Raw genomic sequence first — 21,086 nt, forward strand, 5'->3', positions numbered from 1 at the left:
AGAAAATTCAATATGAACTACAGATTAACATGAAAAAAGAGATATATAAAAAATCAAAAAGATAAAAAAATTATGAAATTCTTAAATTGACGGCATTGACTAACCAATAGCAGTCACTTTCAAAAACTTGCGTGATTTGAATTTTCACTAGTTTTTGAGTCACGAAATTTTTTCGTTCTAATTTTTCTTTATTTTTAATTTAAAAGCAGTGAAATTAATATATAATGTGGAACTTAAATATTAATATGTCTAGTAAAAATATTAAAGCTCCATATGAATGTATGGAGTTAAAAGAATATAAACTTTCCGATTTTGTACCTGAGTTTTCTGAATTCCGTCAATTTGATGATCTTTCTCGATTTGGTTGTGAAAATATTGAGGATAATCTTATCAGATTGGAAAAAAGAGGTAAATTCATTTTGAAAATAGAATTGCGGCCTGCCCATCATGTAAATCGCATCACACCGTTAAAAATGGAACTTATGAAAGAAAATTAATTTTCTTAAGAATAGGGGAGCAAATTTGCACTATTCAAAAGTATAAAGGTAAGAAATGTGGCAAAGTCTTTTATTCTGATTTATCTTTACTTGTTTACCATAATTCTAACATTACCTTGCCAGTTATTGATTGTATTGAAAATTTATATCAAATCTATGGTGCCGGACTTCATAAAATACGTTTTGACTTAAAACAACAACATAACGTTGAAATCTCACATCAAAGCATAGAAAATATCATTTTGAACTCCAAATATGAATTTGACTATGATAATTGGTACTATTCTGGATATTACTTATTTTACAGCCTTCGGGCTAGAATTAATGAAGTATGGCAACATATTTTGGAATTATTCGATGTTAAATTAAATACTTTCGTTTCGACCAAATTGGTCAAATCAGAGGATTCCAAGATCATTTATACTTTTTTAAACGAATCACTACGTAATCAGAAGAAAATATCAATTGGAACGGATTTAAAACAGGAATATCGATAAGCAATAGACAAATTAAAAGTAAAACATCATTTCTGTAAATTTCACGTAAAACAAGCAATAAACAAAAGATTTAAAGATTATTTTGACAAAAACCAAATAAATGAAGAAGAAATGGAAAAATTAATTGATTTAAAACAACACATTTTTAAAATATTGAATGCAAATAACTTTGATGAAGCAAAAAAATTACGTGATAAACTTATTGATAAAAATTATCCAAAAAATAAGTTTACACACAAAATCGTGTGGAAATTCACCATTCCTTACTTTAAAAAATTAACGACACAGTTGAAAAATAAAAATATTTCATCCACAAACAATAAAATTGAAAATATCTTTCAAAAAGTATTTCCAGAACATATAAAAAGAACAATGAAAATAGAACAAGGACTTTCAAGCAGATTTATGCTAAAATTAAATCATTGAAACATAAATAATGAAAAAGAAAAAAAATCACACAAGTTTTTGAAAGAACCCAATAGCACCCTATTGAAATTTAATCCAAAAGATAGTATAATAAATCAAATCAAGTAATCTTATAATAAATTAGTTAGTTTCATAGTCGTTCAATTTATTTTCCAAAAATTCTATTCTTTCATTTAATTGATCGATGTGATTTTTTAATTCAAAATAGTATAAATGAATGGCATAATGATTTAAAAAAGAATCATAAGATAATAAATTTTCTTCATTCTCGCATAAACTTACTTCATTTGATTTATTCATAAAATCATACATTTCCAATGAAGACTCATTAATCTCATCAAAATGCTCTAAAAATCGGATGAATTTTACCTGTTTTTTAAATAAAACATATTCTTCATTTAATTCATCCATATCTTTTACATTATTAAAATAATTTAAAAAAAATGGATAATAATCAAAAATGGTTTTAAATTCCAAATATATCTCAAACATGTCTTTGTCATCAGATACAATTTCAAATTCATAAGGTTGGTCATGATAAATTAATTTATTTTCCTGAAAAATTAAGTTATCATTAATTTTAAAAGTAGTGAAATTTACATAAACAGGATATCTGATATTGTCTACATCCCTATAATCTACCCCCCTCAAATAGATTTTTAATGTACCCTTATTTACACATTGAACTTTTAAATTCAATTTTTTATCAGAACCCTCAATATGACAACCTTGACCATAATCATCTTTAAACCATGATGGAAAACGAATATGCAAATTATTGGGATTTTCGAATATGTTAACTCTATTAAAAGTGTTTCCTCTGTTTTTTAAATCAAATCTGCATAATTGCCAACAATCCTTTTGATAATTAATTAAGTTAACGATTTCATTAAAATCATATCCCTTAGAAGAAAGCAACAATAATTCATCAATTTGTCTTTCAAATTCACTTAACATAATCATATTATCATTCAAATAATCACCCATTAATCCATATCTTTAAATATATAACTTTTTATCTATATTAAAGTTATTATTTTTTTATTTGATGTTTAATATTGCGTGAAAAATCAACTTTAACCTATGGAACTTAAGAGTTTAACTTTAAGATTGTTCAATTCTTTATTTTCACTATTTAACTTGTCGAGTTCATTTTTTAATTTATTTATTTCACCATCCTTTGAATTAATCCTCATGTTATCCTCCTGAATTAACGGTAAATTACTATTTTCACTTAATGGTTTCCATTCTGCTTGAATGTTGATAATTTGATTATTTTCAACTTCCATATTATAAACAAAAGGAGCATCATGCCAAACACTGATATTATCTTCAATGATATCAACATCATTAACTCGTATTTTAGTATAATCAATGAAAATTGGGATTCTTTTATTATTCCTATCCTTAAAATCTATAGCTCTAAAATCAATATTTAAATTACCATCATTTATACATTTAAAAGAAATATTAATATTTCCAGAACTACTATTAACGACAGTCCCAACACCAAATTCATCTTTAAACCAAATAGGTTTATAAATATGGCTTAAAGAATCATCACAATCAACTAAAATTAAATCATTATTTTCCTTTCCAACATTTTTAACATCAATGCGGGCTTCATAAAAATTATTTATTAATTTTTCATAATCCGTTTCTAAAAAAAGATTACTCTTATAGTTAATTGGACCCCATCTAACTTTAATATTTATTATTTCCCCATCTTTAACATCTTTTTCGAAAATGAAAGGAGAATCATGCCAAGACACTTGGCTTTCCCCAACAATAACATTATTATTTACCAATATTTCATTATAATCAATATAAATTGGTATTCTGTTTCCAGTTTTATCTTTATAATCTATAGATTTGAATCCAATAACTAACCTGCCATCATTCACACATTTGAAAGATAAATTTAAATCACCTTTGACACTACTAATCACAGCCCCAATACCATTTTCATTCTTAAACCAAGAGGGTTGTGTGAATTTCAAACTAGAATCATTGGATTTTAACAGAACAATATCATTTGTTTCATTGCCATAATTTTTAATATCGATTCTTGATTCTAGATATTTAATTAAAAATTCAGCATTTTCATTGAAATATTGTGAATTTATTTCATTCTCAATATTTTTAGTTTCTTCATCGAAAGATACTTTATTATCAACTATGAATCTATTAATTTTTATTAATTCGTTGAATGATGACTCTTGAAGGTCAGTACTTAGATTCATAAAATTGTTTTTAGAAAGATACTTGAGATAATCTCTTAATCGATTAATATCTACAAAATTACTATCCACAGATGATTCTTCAAAAAGGTATTTTTTTATTTCTAAATATTCATTTAGTTTAGAGTCCTGTGCTACGTTAATATAACTATAATCTTCCTGATTCAATTCAGAATTAGAGTCATCATTCAACATTTTATTGTTTAATTGATTTTCATTAATTATCTCCAATATTTTTTCAAAAGCATTAATATAAAATTCATCACAATAATTGACAAAACCTTTGCCCCATATATGATTTTCATTTACCCTAACATCTTTTGTACAATCAACAACAAGCACATCATGATTTTTTTCTAAATAATTTTCCAGTACCCTTATTAAAGGATTATAGTTTTCTAATTCTCTTTGAAAAATTTCATCGATATAATAAGAACCATCGTCTTTTAATACTTTAGAAGATAACTTAACTTTATTTAGAATAATTTTAACATTTGGAAAATTTTCATGAAAATAATCAAAAAAAACATCACAACTATTTCTCCATAAAATATAATACTCTAAGAAATTATGGTATAAAGTTAATTTATTTTTTTCATCAATTGTTTCATAAAATGCAGTATCAGGATAATCCCAAAAATTGTTAGTGATATAAGTGTCATTTATTTTTATTACACCAAAGTAAGCTTCAAAAAATTCATCAATAATTAAATAATCAATATTTTCACCGATACTCCTAATAAAATCTTTAGATAAATCATGCCTCAATCTCTCAGATCTAAATTTATTATTATCATTTAAAGGATAAATTTGAATATCTTTCTCATTAAATTCTATAGAATGGTCAATATCCATTAAACTTATTAATGAAACCCTTTCTAATGAGGAAATAATTTCAAAATATTCATCATAATTATTAAACACTGAACGAAAAATATCCCTTGTAACACAAGAACCCAATATTCCTATTTTAATCTTCATTTGATTCCTCACAATTACTGTATTTTGTACCATAATATAATCTATTAAACATGAAAAAATTTTTCAATCCATGATATTATTAAAAAAATTAATTTACATAATACATATATATTTATCACAATTATAATTTATAAACATTCATTAATATTTAATCAGATAATCCATTATAAAGAAACCATATTCTTCTTCATCGAAATAATCTTTATAATTTTCAAATAAATTTTTTATAATTTTCTTAATTTCTTTATCGTGAATATTATTTGAATAAACTAAATAATCTATGAATTCTATTTTATAGATAGAAAAAATTGAATTAAAATTATGCATTTTTAAAATATCAAAAATATCTTTAAAATGTTTTAGGTAAGCAAATTTTTTTTCATAATTATTGATTTTTTCATTAACACCCCCTCCCATGGAATGATTATACCCATATAAATCAAGAGATGTAGCAAAGAATTCATTAAGATTTACTAAAACATTAACCATAAAAACCGGATCTTCACCAAATCGTAAATCCGGAAAAATAATGTTATTTTCTTCAAGAAAACTTCTTTTAAATAAATTTCTATAAAATGCAAAAGGAATACCATATTCTTCAGATTTAAAAATTTCTTTTTTATAAAAATATTTAAATCTTGAATTAAGAAAATCATAATGAGTATCAATTGTATAATCTTGGTTAATCCATTTTAGATTAGCACAAACTAGATTAAAATCTTTTACTTTACCTAAATTATACATTGTTTCTAATGCATCAGCATCCAAAAAAATATCATCACTATCTAAAAATGCAATATATTCCCCTTGAGCATTTTTTATTCCCATATTTCTAGCCATTCCAGGACCCGAATTTTCTTGACAGATAATCTTAATATTTCCATATTTCTTATTTAAATCATTTAAAACATCTATTGAATCATCAGTTGATCCATCATCGACACAAATAATTTCAATGTCTTTTAATGTTTGTTTTTGAATACTCTCAATAGATTTATTTAAAAAATTAGAACTATTATAAACTGGCATTATTATTGATACAGCAACCATTGAAATCCCTAAACCTACTTTTAATTTCTTAAACATTGATAAAGTTTACAAAGTACTTTATTACTTTACTTATTCTCCTCAAAATGTTGGAGCAATAATGGAGACATGAATTTATAATATAAAACTTTAAAATTACTTATTAATTCACATCTAACCAAATTACTATCAACTTTTTTTAATACCTTTTGAATATAACAACAAGTTTCATAATCTAATGAATATAAATCATTATCATTACTTTCAAGAATTATTTCAATATATCTGAATAATCTTTTATAAAAAAACAAAATAATATTCTCATCCTTAACTTTATTTTCTTCTAAAACATCATATATATCTAAAATTCTTTTCATGGGTAAAGTATTATCATTAAAATCATTTGTGGAGGAATTAGGATTTGTTATCCTATAATAATAAACCTGTTTATCTAAATAAATTATCTTTTGAGCTTTTAAAGCAGTTTCATAAAAGAAAGGATTATCAACCCATCCTCCTTTAGGTACTTCTAAAAAAGTGATATTATTTTTTTCTAAAAATTCTCTTAAATAAATTCCCGCCCAAATAGAAGGATGGCCTTCAATGAATAAAGGTTGTTCTTTTAATATAAATACTTCATTTGGAATTAAAAAATTTTTAGCAGTATCTTTCACTAGTTCTACTTCATCACCATAATCATTTAAATAATAAAAATTAGCTTTAATAATATCAACTGTATTATTTTGTGAAAACTCATATAAATCATTTAACATATTTTCATCAATATAATCATCAGTTTCAACAATACTAATGTAAATTCCTTTAGCTTCTTTTAATCCCAAATTAACCTGATGCCCATAACTTTTTTTATCAGAAGTTATAATTTTAATCCGTTTATCACTTTCTTGATGTTTTTTAATTATATCTAAAGTTTGGTCAGTAGATCCGGCATCCACACAAATTACTTCAATTTCTTTTAATGATTGGTTCAAAACACTAGAAAGACATTGTTCCATATAGTCTCCAACATTTAAAGAAGGCATTATGACTGAAATTTTAGGTTTTTCCATTTATATCACTTTGTAATTAAAATTTCTATAAATTTAACCAATATTTATTAATTATGTACTGATTTTAAAAAAGCTTTTCGATTAATAATATTATTAAATTCAGTTGTAATAAATAAATTTTTCCTAAGTAAATAAAATTCATAAATATTTTCACTAATCAATATTTGTTCAAAAATTTTTCTATTAAAATCTGACAAAAATTCAATTGATTCATCTTCAAATTCCCCACTTAAAAATGTATCTATTAAATCATTTCTAAAAATATTAAAGAAATTTTCTTTATAATCTTCTTTAATTCTACTGTATTCCCTCATAAAAAAACTAAGTTTCAATTCTAAAAAATAATGTTTATAAACAGCAAATTCATTAATTTCACTAAACTTTTTTAATATTAAGTCATATTCTTTAAAAATATTTCCAATTTTGATTTCATCTCTTTTTAAAAATTCAAATGGTTTTTTATAATCAAATAAAAATTCTTGCACATATGAAATTTTATCAGCAGACAATAATGAGTTATAAAAAAACAAATATTCCGGGTATTTTAAATCTTCAGAAAACTTTAATTCCCCATTTTTTATAAACTTTAATCTGTAAAATTTATTTTCTAAAGAGGGATCAATTGAGAATATTAAATTATTTAACTCTTTATAATTAAAAACTTGATTACTGATATTTTGTTGAATTTGATATATTGAATCTGATTTATTATAATACATATTTTCATATTGATAATTTACATCTGTAAAAATAATATCTGATTCAGTTTTTTCAGCGTGATTATAAAGAATATCCAGGGCATTAAATTTTAAAAAGGTTGAAGGTTTCATGATATAAATATATTTTCCATCAACAAAACTCATTGCTTTATTCATTGCTTTAGAAAATCCCATATATTTAATAGATACGAATCTAATACGTGCATCTTTTTTCGAATATGAATCTAATATTTCCAAAGAATCATCATCAGATTCATCATCAATACAAAATATTTCAAAATCAGAAAAAGTTTGATTAATGAGACTATGTAATGATTCTTTTAGAAAATTTTCACAATTATGAACATATAATAATATAGATATTTCAACCATCAAATCACCTTTATTAAACAATTTTTAGAACATGTTAAGAAATATTCTTTAATAATTTATCATTAAATTCTTTTAGTTCATTATTTTTAATAGTCAAATCTTCAATTTCTTTTTTTAATTTTTTTACTTCAATGTCTTTAAACTCAAGAGTGTTACTTAAATGCGCCCATTTTAATTTAATATTAATAATTTGCCCATTTTTTACCATTTTATCATAAAATAATGGCCTATCATGCCATACAACAACATTATCATCAATAATAGATTCACCATCAATTTTTATATCTTGATACTCAATAAAAATAGGAATTCTATCACAAGTTTTATTCCTTAAATCGGTTGATCTAAAATTAAGTTTTAAATGTCCATCGTTTATGCATTCAAATGATAAATCTAAAATCCCCTTGTTACTTGTTAAAATTGAACCTACTCCCAAATTATCATTAAACCATTCTGGTTTAGAAACATCATATAAACCACTAGATTTAAGGAACCTTATATCATTATTAGATTCTCCTTCATTTTTAATATCTATGCGGCAATTTGTCAATATGTTTAAAAGCCTTTCATAATCTGTAATGAATTTAAACATGCTATTAACATTGAGTGGTTTCCATTTGACTTGAACATTAATAATTTGTCCATTTAGAACCTTTTTTTGGAAATTAAATGGATTGTCGTGCCAAGATACTCTACTTCCAGAAACTAAAATTTCATCATCAATAATTATTTCTGTATAATCAATATAAATTGGAATTCTATAACCCTTCCGATCTGCATAATCTATTCCTCTAAAATCAAAGTTTATTGTTCCATCATTTACACATTTGAAAGATAATTCCAAACTACCAGTATTACTTTCCAGCACATGACCTACTCCAATATCATTGTTAAACCAATCAGGAGCATAAAAATTCTGTAAAGGGTCAGTAGTCTCTATTAAAATAATATCATTGTCATTCGAACCTAAATTTTTAATATCTATGCGACATTGCAAATATTTCTTTAAAAATTCATAATGTTTAGAATCAATATTATATTTGAAGTCATAATATTCATTAGGCCTTTCAATAATCCAATTTAATATATTCAAATCATATTCATTAAGTAAAGAAGTATCTAACTCATTATTGTTTTTCATTAAATTAAACTGTTCAGACGTGCTTAACAAAAACTCTTTTTTAAATTCCAAACCAATTCTATCCATTGTGAAATGAAAATTGTGATATTTAGCATAAACAAATGCATCTAAAAAATCTTTTTTTATGCCTTCATCATCTAAAAAATTATTGATTAAATCATATTCAACATCCATAGCATAAATTTTAGTCTTATTACTTATAGAAGAATTAGGGTTGTCTTGTCTGTACATATAAAAAGCTTCTGGTATAAACATAACCTTTTCCCCATGGAAAAATGTTTTAAACCAAAAACCATTATCCTGATAAGATGCCCCGGGTGTTTCGGAATGGCGAATATTGTTTTTTCTCAAGAAATCAATATTATATAAACCAGTCCAAGTATTCATAAGAAGAGTATACATTTTATGATTTTCACGTGTGGAAAAAATTTTATTATAAAATTCTCCACTACAATCTATTTTTTGATACTCTTTAAGTATATTAGTATTATCTTCACCATAAAACTGATAAAAATCACTTTTAACAAAATCTAAATCATTTTTTTTAGCAACTGCATATAAAGTTTCAAACATTTTTGGTAAAATAAAATCATCACTTTCAACTATTGCAAAATATTCACCTGATGCCATGTCCATCCCCAAATTCATAGTATGGCCATATCCTGCATTATCTTTATTGATAATTTTTATCCTCTTATCTTTAGTTGCATATTCTTTTAGTATATCTAATGAAGAATCCGTAGAACCATCATTCACACATATAACTTCAAATTCTTTAAATGTTTGATTAAGAATACTATCTAAACATGCTCCAATATAATCTTCAACATTAAAAATAGGCACTACAACAGAAATTTTTATATTGCCCACATTCTCTTCAAAATTTATCAATTGATGTATTGTTACTTTATCATAGGTTTTCTTTTTTTCTTTCTCATAATCACCATATTTCATGAAAAGCACCGAAAATATTTAAACATAAAATATCTAATTAATAATTAATTTTAAGGTTTATCCTTTTTATTATAAATTTATATGTATTTAATATAATATAAATTGTACATAAAATTCGAATATGATTTATATAGGATTTAATAATCACTTGAAATTTAAACATTTCCTAAAATAAGCAAATTCTTAATTAACACACAATTTTAATAATAATTTTATATATTTTAAAATAAATATAATTATTAATTAAAAAGTATAGGTTTTCCCATGTCTACAGAAACTAATAACATTAATATTTTGTTAGAAAAAATTGAAAAAATTACTAAACAAATGAAAAAATTTGAAGAGAATTCGAAAAATGAATATTCAGAAGTTTTTGATAAATTAGAGGATTATGAAAATAAAATAAATTCCACAAATATTGAAATAAATAACCTTAAAGACATTATTGAAAAAAATAAAGAATATTTATTATTAGAACTTGAAACTAGTACTGATAAAAATAAGCAAATCCAAATCGAAAATGAGCAAAAGTATTCTGATTTAATTGTTTTTCTAAAAAATGACGAGACTGATAAAATTTTATCATTAAGTGAAGACATAGGGAAATATAAACACGAATTAAGTAAAAATAATGAATATATTAAAAATATGAAAAATAAAAATGATGATTTAAATAATATTTTAGTTGAACGTGAAAACCAAATCAATTCCCTAACCGAACAAATAACCAACATCACAACAACAAAAGACACAGAAATAAACAAAATAACCGCAGAAAAAAACAATGAAATAAACAACCTAAAAAACACCATAAACAAACAAAAAAACCAAATCCAAACACAAAACGAACAAATAACCAACATCACAACAACAAAAGACACAGAAATAAACAAAATATCCACAGAAAAAAACAATGAAATAAACAACCTAAAAAACACCATAAACGAACAAAAAAACCAAATCCAAACACAAAACGAACAAATAACCAACATCACAACAACAAAAGACACAGAAATAAACAAAATTGTAGAAGAACATGAAACACATATAAAAACTATAAATAATGATTTGAATAACTTAAAATCAAAATTAAAACAAAAAGAAAGTCAAAATAAAGATTTAAATAATGAAATAAATATAATTAAATTAAGTCTTGAAGAAAAAAATAAACAGATTAAATCTCTAAAAGAAGAAATTAAAATTTTAAATTCAACTATTGAAGAGCAAGATAAAACTATTGACTCATTTAAAATTGGTGATTAAATGAATAATTTTTATAATATCGATGCAATTTCTAAAATATTAAAAGTATTTAAAGTCGATAATGCAATTATTTCAGGAATAAAAGATGAAAATCTAATTAATAATATTCTTAAGTATGATGCATCATTTACACAGATTAACACCAGAAATCCTAATTGTATTTCTGACACCCCACTCAATGCACTTCAAAAATTTGAAAATTATGATGCAATATTTATTGATGATGATCCTAATTGGTATACTCTCATTAACGAATTAAAAATCATTAAAAATACAAACCATGAATTTCCATTAGTATTTATTTGTAATAATAACTTCCCCAACAAGAGACGAGATTCATATTTAAATCCAGATAACATCCCTGCTAATTTTAGGCAGGAATATACTAATAAGTTAACAATTAGTTTTAATAATGAAAAAATTACCATTAGTGACGGATTTTATCATGCCTGTGATGAAAATACATCTAAAAATGGAGTATCAACTGCAATAGAAGATTTTTTAGATGAAAATTCACATATTGGAACTATGAAAATTAATTTTATTAAAGAAATATGTATTTTATACCCTAAATCACAAATTAATCAAAAAAGAATTAAAATTATTGAAAAAAACATCCAAACCTATAAAAATAATGACATCAATATCTCCGATAAATTAATTGAAAACGAAATACTAATTTCATATATTAACAAATATGAACTATTTGATGACAATTTAATTGATATGGACTCTGAAATATCAAAAAAAGATAGTATTATAAAAGATTATGAAACAAAAATTAGACATCAAACTAATCAAATAAATTTAAATGATTCCAAAATTAGTGGATTTGAAAGCAATTTAAGTTTAAAAGAATCACAAATAAAAAATATTGAATCAAAATTAGTTAATAAAGATAAAAAAATTCAGGATTTACAAAATCAACTAAAAACAACAAAATCCGACTTAAACACAATAGAACAAGAATCACACAACAAAATCAACACACTTGAAAATCAACTAAAAACAGCAAATTCCAACTTAGACTCACTAGAACAAGAATCACACAACAAAAAAAACAGCAAATTCCAACTTAGACTCACTAGAACAAGAATCACACAACAAAATCAACACACTTGAAAATCAACTAAAAACAGCAAATTCCGACTTTGATTTTTTAACTCAAAAAATTAATGAAACCGCAGATGAATTTTTAGAAAGAAAGTCATATTATAATGATAAAATCAACTCATTAAATAATGAAATTAAACAAAATAAAATAGATTTTAAAAATACTGAAAATGAATTAAATAAACAGATTAAAACTAAAGATAATGAAATTAATGAATTAAAAAATTATTTAACAAAAAAAGATAATGACCTTACAAATCAAATAAACATTAGTAATGATCAAATAAAAGCTAAACAACAAGAATTGGATGCTGAAAAAAAGCAGTTAAGCACATTAAAACGTTCATATAGAAAAAATTTATCTAAATTAGATAATGAAAGATACTGCATAAATTGTTTAAAAGAAGAAATAAGCAATAATAAAACAGAAATTGAATATCTTAAAAACAATAGCCTTACTAAAAAGATTTTAAGTCCAATAGGATATTTATATTTAATTATTAAATCAAAACCTAAAGAGATTTCACTGAATATTAACCTATATCAAACTTTAAAAAATAGTAAATGTTTTGATGTTGGATTTTACTTACATAATAATAAAGATTTAATCAATAGTAAATGGTGCAAATACTTTTCACCAGAACTACATTATATTTGTAATGGGTTTGAAGAAGATAGAACATTTAATAAAAAATATTTCAATAGAAATTCTAAAAAAGAGTTATTAGACTATCTATTAAATTGTGATAAATGATTTTTATGATTTCAATTATTATACCAATGTTTAACCAAGAAAATTGCATTAATATTTGTTTAAATAGTTTAATAAAACAATCCTATAAAAATTTTGAAGTAATATGCATTGATGATGCATCCACAGACAATACAGTAAAAATTTTAGAGTATTTCTCAAAAAAAGATTCAAGAATAAAAATTTATAAAAATAAAACAAGAAAAGGTGAAGAATATTGTAAAAATAAAGGATTAGAAACTTCAAAAGGAGAAAATGTAATCTTTTTAAATGCTAATGAATGGTTAAGTTTTAATACATTAGATTTACTTTCACAGGAATCCGAACACATTATAGAAAAAAATTCATCTAATAAAATTTCAAATTTTAGAAAAGAGACCCCTAACTTAAAACATAAAAATGAAATAGAACATTACAAAACAAATATTCAAAAAATAAAAGATGACAAAACAAAAATACAAAAAAAATTAGCTAAATTCACAAAACCTGAAATTTTCAATAAAATTAAAAATAATGATTATACTAATTTAACAATTGCTATTAAATCCCCCCATCCCGAAGGAACAACCCACTGGGGAGAATTATTTTTCTCAAATGCTATTAAAAAATCATTTGAAAAGTTTGGATTTAATGTTATCATCCAAGAAAGAGAACATTGGTATGATGAAAAAGATATTGATATTGCATTAGTTTTAAGAGGCGAATTAGAATATGAACCAGATTATTCTAATCTCAATATTATGTGGAATATTTCCCACCCCAAATCAATTTTAAAAGAAGAATATGAAAAATATGATTATGTATTTATTTCTTCAAATAAATATGTTGATAAACTTAAAAATAAAGTAAATACTAATGTGCATGCATTATTGCAATGTACTGATCCAGATGTATTTTATCCTGAAAAAGATAAATATTTTTCAGATGAAATATTATTTGTAGGAGTTACAAGAGGGGTTTATAGAGAAATCGTTAAAGATATCTTAAAAACAAAACATGATGTTTCCATTTATGGAATGGGATGGGAAGAATTCATTGATGAAAAATATGTTAAAGGTTATTTTATTCCAAATGATGAATTGCATAAATATTACTCTTCTTGCAAAATACTTTTAAATGACCATTGGGACGATATGCGTGATGAAGATTTCCCATCTAATAGACTATTTGATGCATTATCATGTGGAACATTTGTTATATCAGATAATATTCCATCCGCTAAGACTTTATTTGAAGGAGGAATTGTAACTTATGACAATGTAAATGATTTAAATAATAAAATTAATTATTATCTAGAACATGAAGATGAAAGAATTAAAATTGCTAAAAAAGGTCAGAAAATAGTTTTAGAGAATCATACATTTGATAATAGAATTATTGAAATTATATCAGTAATAAAAGAAAATAACCCCTAAACAAATGAATTTTAACTTAGATAATTATATTTATTTCTATCATTTAAACTTAATATATTAAATTAAATAAAAATAATTAAAATATATGGGCTTGTTTTTAATTTAAAGAGTTTTAAATGGAAAAAATAGTCCTAATTAAAGAAAATTCTCAATATTTTTTCCAGAACAAAATAAAAATAAATACTAATTTTATTGCCATATAGAAAAAATAAGTAAAATTATTAAATTAATACTATAACAAACCATATAATAAAATGATTTAAATATTTTTAAAATATATAAAATATAATATAATATTAAAATTATTATTAAATGGATTTGGAGAAATATTTATGCATAAAAATTCACATTCAAAAATGGAATGGTTTAAAAATACTTATTTAAACATTACAAATAAATTAGACATCCTTGATGTAGGGTCATTAGATGGTAAAGGAAACTACAATTATTCGGATATTTTTGATGAAGAAAATTGGACATATACCGGTTTAGATTTTAAAGATGGTAACAATGTAGACATTGTTGTAACTGATATTTATAACTGGTTTGAAATAGAAGACAACAGTTATGATGTAATCATTTCAGGACAATTATTTGAACACCTAGAATTTTTCTGGCTTACAATGTCTCAAATTGAAAGAGTTTTAAAACCTGGAGGATATGTTTGTATTATTGTACCATCAGCAGGTCCAAGACATGGGGGAAACACACCTAATTGTTACCTTTTCTATGAAGACGGAATGAAAGCACTTGCAAAATATGTTGATTTGAATGTTCTTCATGCATCTGTAGATGAGAGGGAAGAAGCAGCACCTTGGAATGATGCGTGTTTAGTAGCACAAAAAGCAGGGACTTATGCGAATAATGACACTAAAGAACTTGAAAATCGAATGAACAATTTAGAAAAAAAATTAGACACTATTTTGGATGCCATTAATAAATAAGATGATTATATGGAAACTGTAAACTCTCAAAAAGATATTGAAAATTTAGATAAAAATAGAATTGAAGGAAATCCTATAATTACTAATTCCACCATCACATTTAAAGGTAATAATAACATATTATACTGTGAAGGTAATGTAAAACTTAATAATGCAAAATTTGCATTTGAAGGAAGCAATTCAATTGTTTATCTTTCATCATCAATGAACTCACAGTATTCATTTACTTTAGTAATATACAATGATTCTACATTTTTCATTGGAAGAGAAGGAAATATGTCTTCTCCAGTCAATATTAACATCCAAGAAAATCAAAATGTAATTATTGGTGCGGATTGTAGTCTTTCAAGTGGAGTAAATATCAGAACTGCAGACATCCATCCAATTTATGACAACCAAACAAAACAAAGAATTAACTTTGCTCAAAGTGTTTTTATTGGAGACCATGTTTGGATTGGACATTTAGCTTACATTTCTAGAGGAGTTAAAATAGGTTCAGGTGCAATTGTAGAGAATAATTCATTTATTCCCCATAATGCAAAAATTCGTTCAAATTCATTGGTTGTTGGAAATCCAGCTAAAATCGAAAAACAAAATGTTTTTTATACAAAAGAATTTTTAGGATATCATCGAGCGGAAGATTCCCTAAATACCCATGAGTATAAAAGTGACGTTTTCATATATGAATTTGTTAATAAAGAAACATTAAATATGAATCAGATTGATAAAATTTTAAAAGAATTGGATATTAATTCTAGACTAGAATTTATCCAAAAATTATTTGTCAGAAATAAACGTAAAAATAGATTCACAATTAACTAAAAAAAATAATGAGTGTTTTAAATGAAATATGATTATTTAATTGTTGGTGCAGGTCTTTTCGGTGCAGTTTTTGCACATGAAATGACAAAATCAGGAAAAAAATGTTTAGTAATTGAAAAAAGAGACCACATTGCAGGAAATGCATATACTGAATTAACAGAAAACATCAATGTCCACAAATATGGAGCCCATATCTTTCATACAAACAATAAAGAGGTTTGGGAATATATAAACCAGTTTGCAGACTTTAACAGATTTACAAACTCTCCAGTTGCTAACTATAATGGAGAACTGTACAATTTGCCATTCAACATGAACACTTTTTATCAGATGTGGGGCGTTAAAACTCCTGCTGAGGCAAAAGCAAAAATTGAAGAACAAAAGGCTGAAGCAAAAGTTGATAATCCAAAAAACCTTGAAGAACAGGCAATCTCATTGATTGGTAAAGACATCTATGAAAAGCTTGTTAAAGGATATACAGAAAAGCAATGGGGTAGAAAATGTTCGGAACTACCTGCATTTATTATTAAAAGACTTCCAGTAAGATTTACTTATGACAATAATTATTTCAATGATTTATACCAGGGAATTCCTATCGGAGGATACACTAAAATTGTTGAAAAGATGCTTGAAGGTATTGAAGTTAAACTCAATACAGATTTCTTTGATGACAAACAACACTGGTTGGACATTGCAGGCAAAGTAATATTTACAGGTATGATTGACGAGTATTATGATTATTGCTATGGAGAACTTGAATACAGAGGACTGAACTTTGAATTTGAAACTTTAGACATAGAAAACTATCAGGGAAATGCTGTAATCAACTATACTGATGCTGAAACTCCATACACCCGAATAATCGAGCACAAACATTTTGAAGATTCTGAATCTCCAAAAACAATTATTACACGAGAATATCCTAAAAATTGGGTAAAAGGTGAGGAAGCATATTATCCTATGAATGATGATAAAAACTCTGAATTATTCAACAAATATGTTGAACTTTCCAAAAAAGAGGATAAAGTCATCTTTGGTGGACGTTTGGGAATGTACAGATACTTTGATATGTGGCAAGTTATTGATGAGGCATTAAAAGTAGTGCAATCCTTAAAATAATTCTTTTTTTTCAATAATTTTTTATATTATTTTTTTTATAGTTTATAATAGTTTTAAATCAATTTAGGTTTTTTAAATGTATAAAATATCGGTTATCATCCCTGTTTATAACGTTGAAGATTATCTTAGAGAATGTTTAGATAGTATATGTAATCAGACATTAACTGATATTGAAATTTTATGTATTAATGACGGATCCACTGACAATTCTTTAAAAATCCTTGAGGAATACTCACAAAATGATTCAAGAGTTAAAATCATCACAAAAGAAAATGGAGGCCAAGCAACTGCACGTAATTTAGGAATCCTTGAAGCTCAAGGAGACTACATTAGTTTTATTGATTCGGATGATTTTATTGAACCAGATATGCTTGAAAAACTATACTCAAAAGCAAAAGAGAATAATTTAGATATTGCCATGTGTAAAATAGCTACATATGACAATCAGACTGGCGAAATTAAAGATAATGTCTGGTATTATATGCTTGGCGTTTTTAGAGACTTTGAAAAAGATATATTCAACCATGAAGACACCAAAGAGTTTACCTGCAATATTGCAGTTACTCCTTATAATAAGATTTATAAAACATCACGGATTAAGGACAATAACATTTTATTTCCGGAAGGACTTATTTTTGAAGATGAAAAGTTCTTTTTTGATGTTTACTTAAGAGCCAAGAGAGTTTCAATAGTTGATGAATTCTTATATTATTATAGAGTTAACAGAAAAGGATCTACTGTCGATATTGCAAAGGAAAACGACTACACAGACCTCCTGCCAATATCTAAACAAATCAGAGATACATTCAAACAAACTAACAATTACGAAAACTACAAACACTTACTGAATAATCGTTTAATACACTTGCAACTGGCAAGATTTACCCAAACTTCACCAAAATACAAAGAAAAATTCTTTAAATTAATGAAAGAGGATTTAACTGAAGTTTTAAAAGATAAAGAAATTGAAGATAACCTGGAAAGTGATGTAAAATTCAGAGTTGAAAAAATCATTAAATCCAAAAATTATGAAGAATTTAAAAAATTAGACCAAAATAAACTATTTTCAGTCGTTATTGCATGTTACAATACTGGAAAATATTTAGAAGAATGCATAAACTCATTAATTGGACAGAGTTTTTCATTCGGAAGCAATATTCAATTAATTTTAGTGGATGACGGCAGCACAGACAATACCCGAGAAATCTGTGAAAAATATCTAAATTTATATCCTGACAATATTATTTATTTATATCAGGAAAATCAAGGTCAAGGATCTGCAAGAAACCTTGGTTTAGAGCATGCGAATGGAAAATACATCAATTTCCTTGACAGCGATGACAAATTCAGTGGAAACACATTTTATAAGATTTATGAGTTTTTTGAACTACATTACAATGAAATAGATTTTGTTTCAACCAGAATGTTTTTCTTTGACAAATACGAAGGCCAACACCCCCTAAATTATAAATTTGAAGAAGAAAAAATCATTGATTTAACTGAAAATTGGGACTTTCCGCAACTTTCAGCATCTTCAGCATTTTTTAAAAGAGAACTGTTTGACAACTACAGATTCCCGGAAAGTTTAGTTAATTCAGAAGATACATTAATGCTTAATAAAATGCTTTTGGAAAACCCAAAGTATGGCGTTGTAACAGAAGCAATCTACTGGTATCGAAGAAGAAGTGACGAGTCATCAACAATAGACTCATCCTCAACAAAAAAAGAATTTTACATAAATCGTTTAGAAAATTATTTTAAAGCGCTGATTGATGCATCAATTGAGAAATATGGTAAAGTTGTCAAATTCATACAATATCTCATTGTTTATGATATACAATGGATGTTCAGTGTGGAAAATATTTCAGAAATCCTAACAAATGATGAAATTGAAGAAGTTTATATATCTATTCAAGAAGTTTTGTCCCATTTAGATGACAACATTATTTTATCTTTAAGAAACGACAAATTAAACATTAAACATCACATGTTAGCTACAAAATATGCAGTCGTTAATGTTGGTATTAATGGAGTTGTAACTTACGAAAATATTCATTCAAAATTTAATGGTGAATTTGCAGGAGTATACTCAGGAGATATAATTGTAGACAAACTAAATAATCATAAAATTTGGTTGGATATTGTTGAAATAAAACATGATAAATTGTTTATTTCAGGATTTTTAATGTCTTTTTTTGAAGACAAAGACATTGAAATTGAAATACTTAAAACCAACAAAAAAACAATAAAAACAAAAACTTTCGTTGCTAAAAGAGTCTACTATAAAAACACTTCCAAATGTTTTTTAGGCTGTTCATTGGAATCACAGTATAATTTTGATTTTGAAATTCCTCTTGAAAACAATGAAAATTCAACTATTAAAATATATGCTCGATTTACAGGGGAAAATTCATCAGAATTCACCGCTGAAAAATTACCAATCGATTTTTCAAATCATGCAAGATTATCACAGTTAAGCAATTACAGCATAAATAAGAGTCACTTTCTCAAATTTAAAGATAACAAATTCCATATCTTAAAATATAATTATCTGAAAATGATTAAATCTGAAATTCCAATTTTACTTAGAATATTTAAAAGAAAAGAATCATTTTATACATCAATTATAGGATTTAGATTAATCTATTTGGCATTATATCCATTTTATAAGAATAAAAAAATCTGGATGTTTATGGACAGAAGAGAAAATGCTGATGATAATGCCGAGCATTTATACAAATATGCAATAGCTCAAAATGACAATATCGAGAAATATTTCACCGTTAATGAAGATTCAAATGATTTTAAAAGATTGCAAGGATTAAAAAATCTCATTCCATTCTATTCATTTAAACAAAGAATAAAATATCTGTTTGCAGAAAAAATCATATCATCACATCCTGACGAAAACATATTAAACCCGTTTTTCAATAAAAATGAAACTTCTTATGCCGGATTAATTAACTCGGATAAAATATTTTTACAGCATGGTGTTACTAAAGACAATGTTTCATCATGGCTTCATAAGTATGATAAAAATGTAAGTCTGATTACAACAGTTTCAGATGCTGAAAAGGAGTCTTTTCTTGATTTTGGTTATAATTATGATGAAAATACAATCCAGACATTAGGTTTTGCCAGATTTGATAATCTTCCTAAAAAAGACAAAATATCCAAACAAATCATAATCATGCCATCATGGAGAGACGATTTATATGATATGACTCCGAATTACATTAAAGAGTCAAAATACTTCAAACACATAAATTCGTTAATAAACAACAAAGAATTAATTAGAATATGCAAAAAACACAACTATAAAATTATATTCAAACCACACCCATTAGTTTACGAATTTATTGATTTGTTTGACACAAATGATTATGTCGAAATTGATAAATCAAGTACATATCAGGAGCTGTTTAGAAATTCTGACTTGTTAATTACCGATTTCTCATCAGTGGCTTTTGATTTTTCTTATATGAAAAAGCCAATAATTTACTATCAATATGCGAAGGATTACAACTTTGAAGAGGGTTATTTCAAATACAAAACCATGGGTTTTGGAGAAGTTATTGAAAAAGAAAACAACTTGATACAATTAATCAAGGAATATATTGAAAATGATTGCGAAATGAAAGAGATCTACAAAAATAGAGTAGATACTTTTTATAAATATAATGACAAAAATAATTGTAAGCGAATTTATGATTACATTTTAAATATGGAATATTAA

The 21,086-nt window shown here is 24.9% G+C and carries 16 protein-coding genes; 10 read left to right on the forward strand and 6 right to left on the reverse strand.

From position 1 onward, the window contains the following. The first annotated feature begins 245 nt into the window (after window positions 1-245). Both QZU75_RS06400 and QZU75_RS06405 read left to right on the forward strand, forming a co-directional pair. Window positions 246-497, forward strand: a complete 252-nt coding sequence (locus QZU75_RS06400) for a hypothetical protein (protein ID WP_296882401.1) — start codon at window positions 246-248, stop codon at window positions 495-497. Between the two features lie 608 nt (window positions 498-1,105). Then, window positions 1,106-1,420 (forward strand): hypothetical protein, encoded by a 315-nt coding sequence (locus QZU75_RS06405; protein WP_296882402.1) that lies wholly within the window; start codon window positions 1,106-1,108, stop codon window positions 1,418-1,420. 120 nt (window positions 1,421-1,540) lie between these two features. Here the strand turns inward: QZU75_RS06405 and QZU75_RS06410 are convergent, their stop codons facing one another. The 6 genes from QZU75_RS06410 to QZU75_RS06435 all read right to left on the reverse strand — a co-directional run bounded on the left by QZU75_RS06410 (window position 1,541) and on the right by QZU75_RS06435 (window position 9,923). Then, window positions 1,541-2,395: a hypothetical protein gene (locus QZU75_RS06410; RefSeq protein WP_296882404.1), complete on the reverse strand. Its 855-nt coding sequence runs from the start codon at window positions 2,393-2,395 to the stop codon at window positions 1,541-1,543. Between the two features lie 101 nt (window positions 2,396-2,496). Then, complete coding sequence (locus QZU75_RS06415; RefSeq protein WP_296882405.1) at window positions 2,497-4,641, reverse strand: DUF6270 domain-containing protein; 2,145 nt, start codon at window positions 4,639-4,641, stop codon at window positions 2,497-2,499. A 141-nt stretch (window positions 4,642-4,782) separates the two neighbouring features. After that, the gene (locus QZU75_RS06420) at window positions 4,783-5,727 is read right to left on the reverse strand and encodes a glycosyltransferase family 2 protein (protein WP_296882407.1); all 945 of its coding nucleotides are present in this window, start codon (window positions 5,725-5,727) and stop codon (window positions 4,783-4,785) included. Between the two features lie 29 nt (window positions 5,728-5,756). Further along, the gene (locus tag QZU75_RS06425) at window positions 5,757-6,737 is read right to left on the reverse strand and encodes a glycosyltransferase (RefSeq protein WP_296882409.1); all 981 of its coding nucleotides are present in this window, start codon (window positions 6,735-6,737) and stop codon (window positions 5,757-5,759) included. Window positions 6,738-6,784: 47 nt separating this feature from the next. Next, window positions 6,785-7,828 (reverse strand): glycosyltransferase, encoded by a 1,044-nt coding sequence (locus QZU75_RS06430; protein WP_296882411.1) that lies wholly within the window; start codon window positions 7,826-7,828, stop codon window positions 6,785-6,787. A gap of 34 nt (window positions 7,829-7,862) precedes the next feature. Next, window positions 7,863-9,923 (reverse strand): glycosyltransferase, encoded by a 2,061-nt coding sequence (locus QZU75_RS06435; RefSeq protein ID WP_296882413.1) that lies wholly within the window; start codon window positions 9,921-9,923, stop codon window positions 7,863-7,865. Between the two features lie 264 nt (window positions 9,924-10,187). Here QZU75_RS06435 and QZU75_RS06440 point away from each other — a divergent pair, with 264 nt between their 5' ends. The 8 genes from QZU75_RS06440 (at window position 10,188) to QZU75_RS06475 (ending at window position 21,086) form a co-directional block, all read left to right on the forward strand. Beyond that, window positions 10,188-11,186 (forward strand): hypothetical protein, encoded by a 999-nt coding sequence (locus QZU75_RS06440; protein ID WP_296882414.1) that lies wholly within the window; start codon window positions 10,188-10,190, stop codon window positions 11,184-11,186. Further along, window positions 11,187-12,308, forward strand: coding sequence for a hypothetical protein (locus QZU75_RS06445; protein ID WP_296882415.1), 1,122 nt, complete (start codon window positions 11,187-11,189; stop codon window positions 12,306-12,308). It begins immediately after the preceding gene. A gap of 295 nt (window positions 12,309-12,603) precedes the next feature. Further along, entirely contained in the window at window positions 12,604-13,053 is a 450-nt protein-coding gene (locus tag QZU75_RS06450; protein ID WP_296882416.1) for a hypothetical protein, read from the forward strand. Further along, window positions 13,050-14,465: a glycosyltransferase gene (locus QZU75_RS06455; protein ID WP_296882417.1), complete on the forward strand. Its 1,416-nt coding sequence runs from the start codon at window positions 13,050-13,052 to the stop codon at window positions 14,463-14,465. Before QZU75_RS06450 ends, QZU75_RS06455 begins: the two co-directional genes overlap by 4 nt. Before the next feature lie 332 nt (window positions 14,466-14,797). Then, entirely contained in the window at window positions 14,798-15,409 is a 612-nt protein-coding gene (locus tag QZU75_RS06460) for a bifunctional 2-polyprenyl-6-hydroxyphenol methylase/3-demethylubiquinol 3-O-methyltransferase UbiG (protein WP_296882418.1), read from the forward strand. A 9-nt stretch (window positions 15,410-15,418) separates the two neighbouring features. Next, window positions 15,419-16,231, forward strand: a complete 813-nt coding sequence (locus QZU75_RS06465; protein WP_296882420.1) for a DapH/DapD/GlmU-related protein — start codon at window positions 15,419-15,421, stop codon at window positions 16,229-16,231. 21 nt (window positions 16,232-16,252) lie between these two features. Further along, on the forward strand, window positions 16,253-17,350 hold the full coding sequence (gene glf / locus QZU75_RS06470; RefSeq protein ID WP_296882421.1) for a UDP-galactopyranose mutase: 1,098 nt from the start codon (window positions 16,253-16,255) through the stop codon (window positions 17,348-17,350). Window positions 17,351-17,426: 76 nt separating this feature from the next. Next, a complete protein-coding gene (locus QZU75_RS06475; protein WP_296882423.1) occupies window positions 17,427-21,086 on the forward strand; it encodes a glycosyltransferase in 3,660 nt (1,219 codons plus the stop codon).

Origin of the sequence: uncultured Methanobrevibacter sp., from assembly GCF_902764455.1 — an archaeon.
Classification (GTDB): Archaea; Methanobacteriota; Methanobacteria; order Methanobacteriales; family Methanobacteriaceae; genus Methanocatella.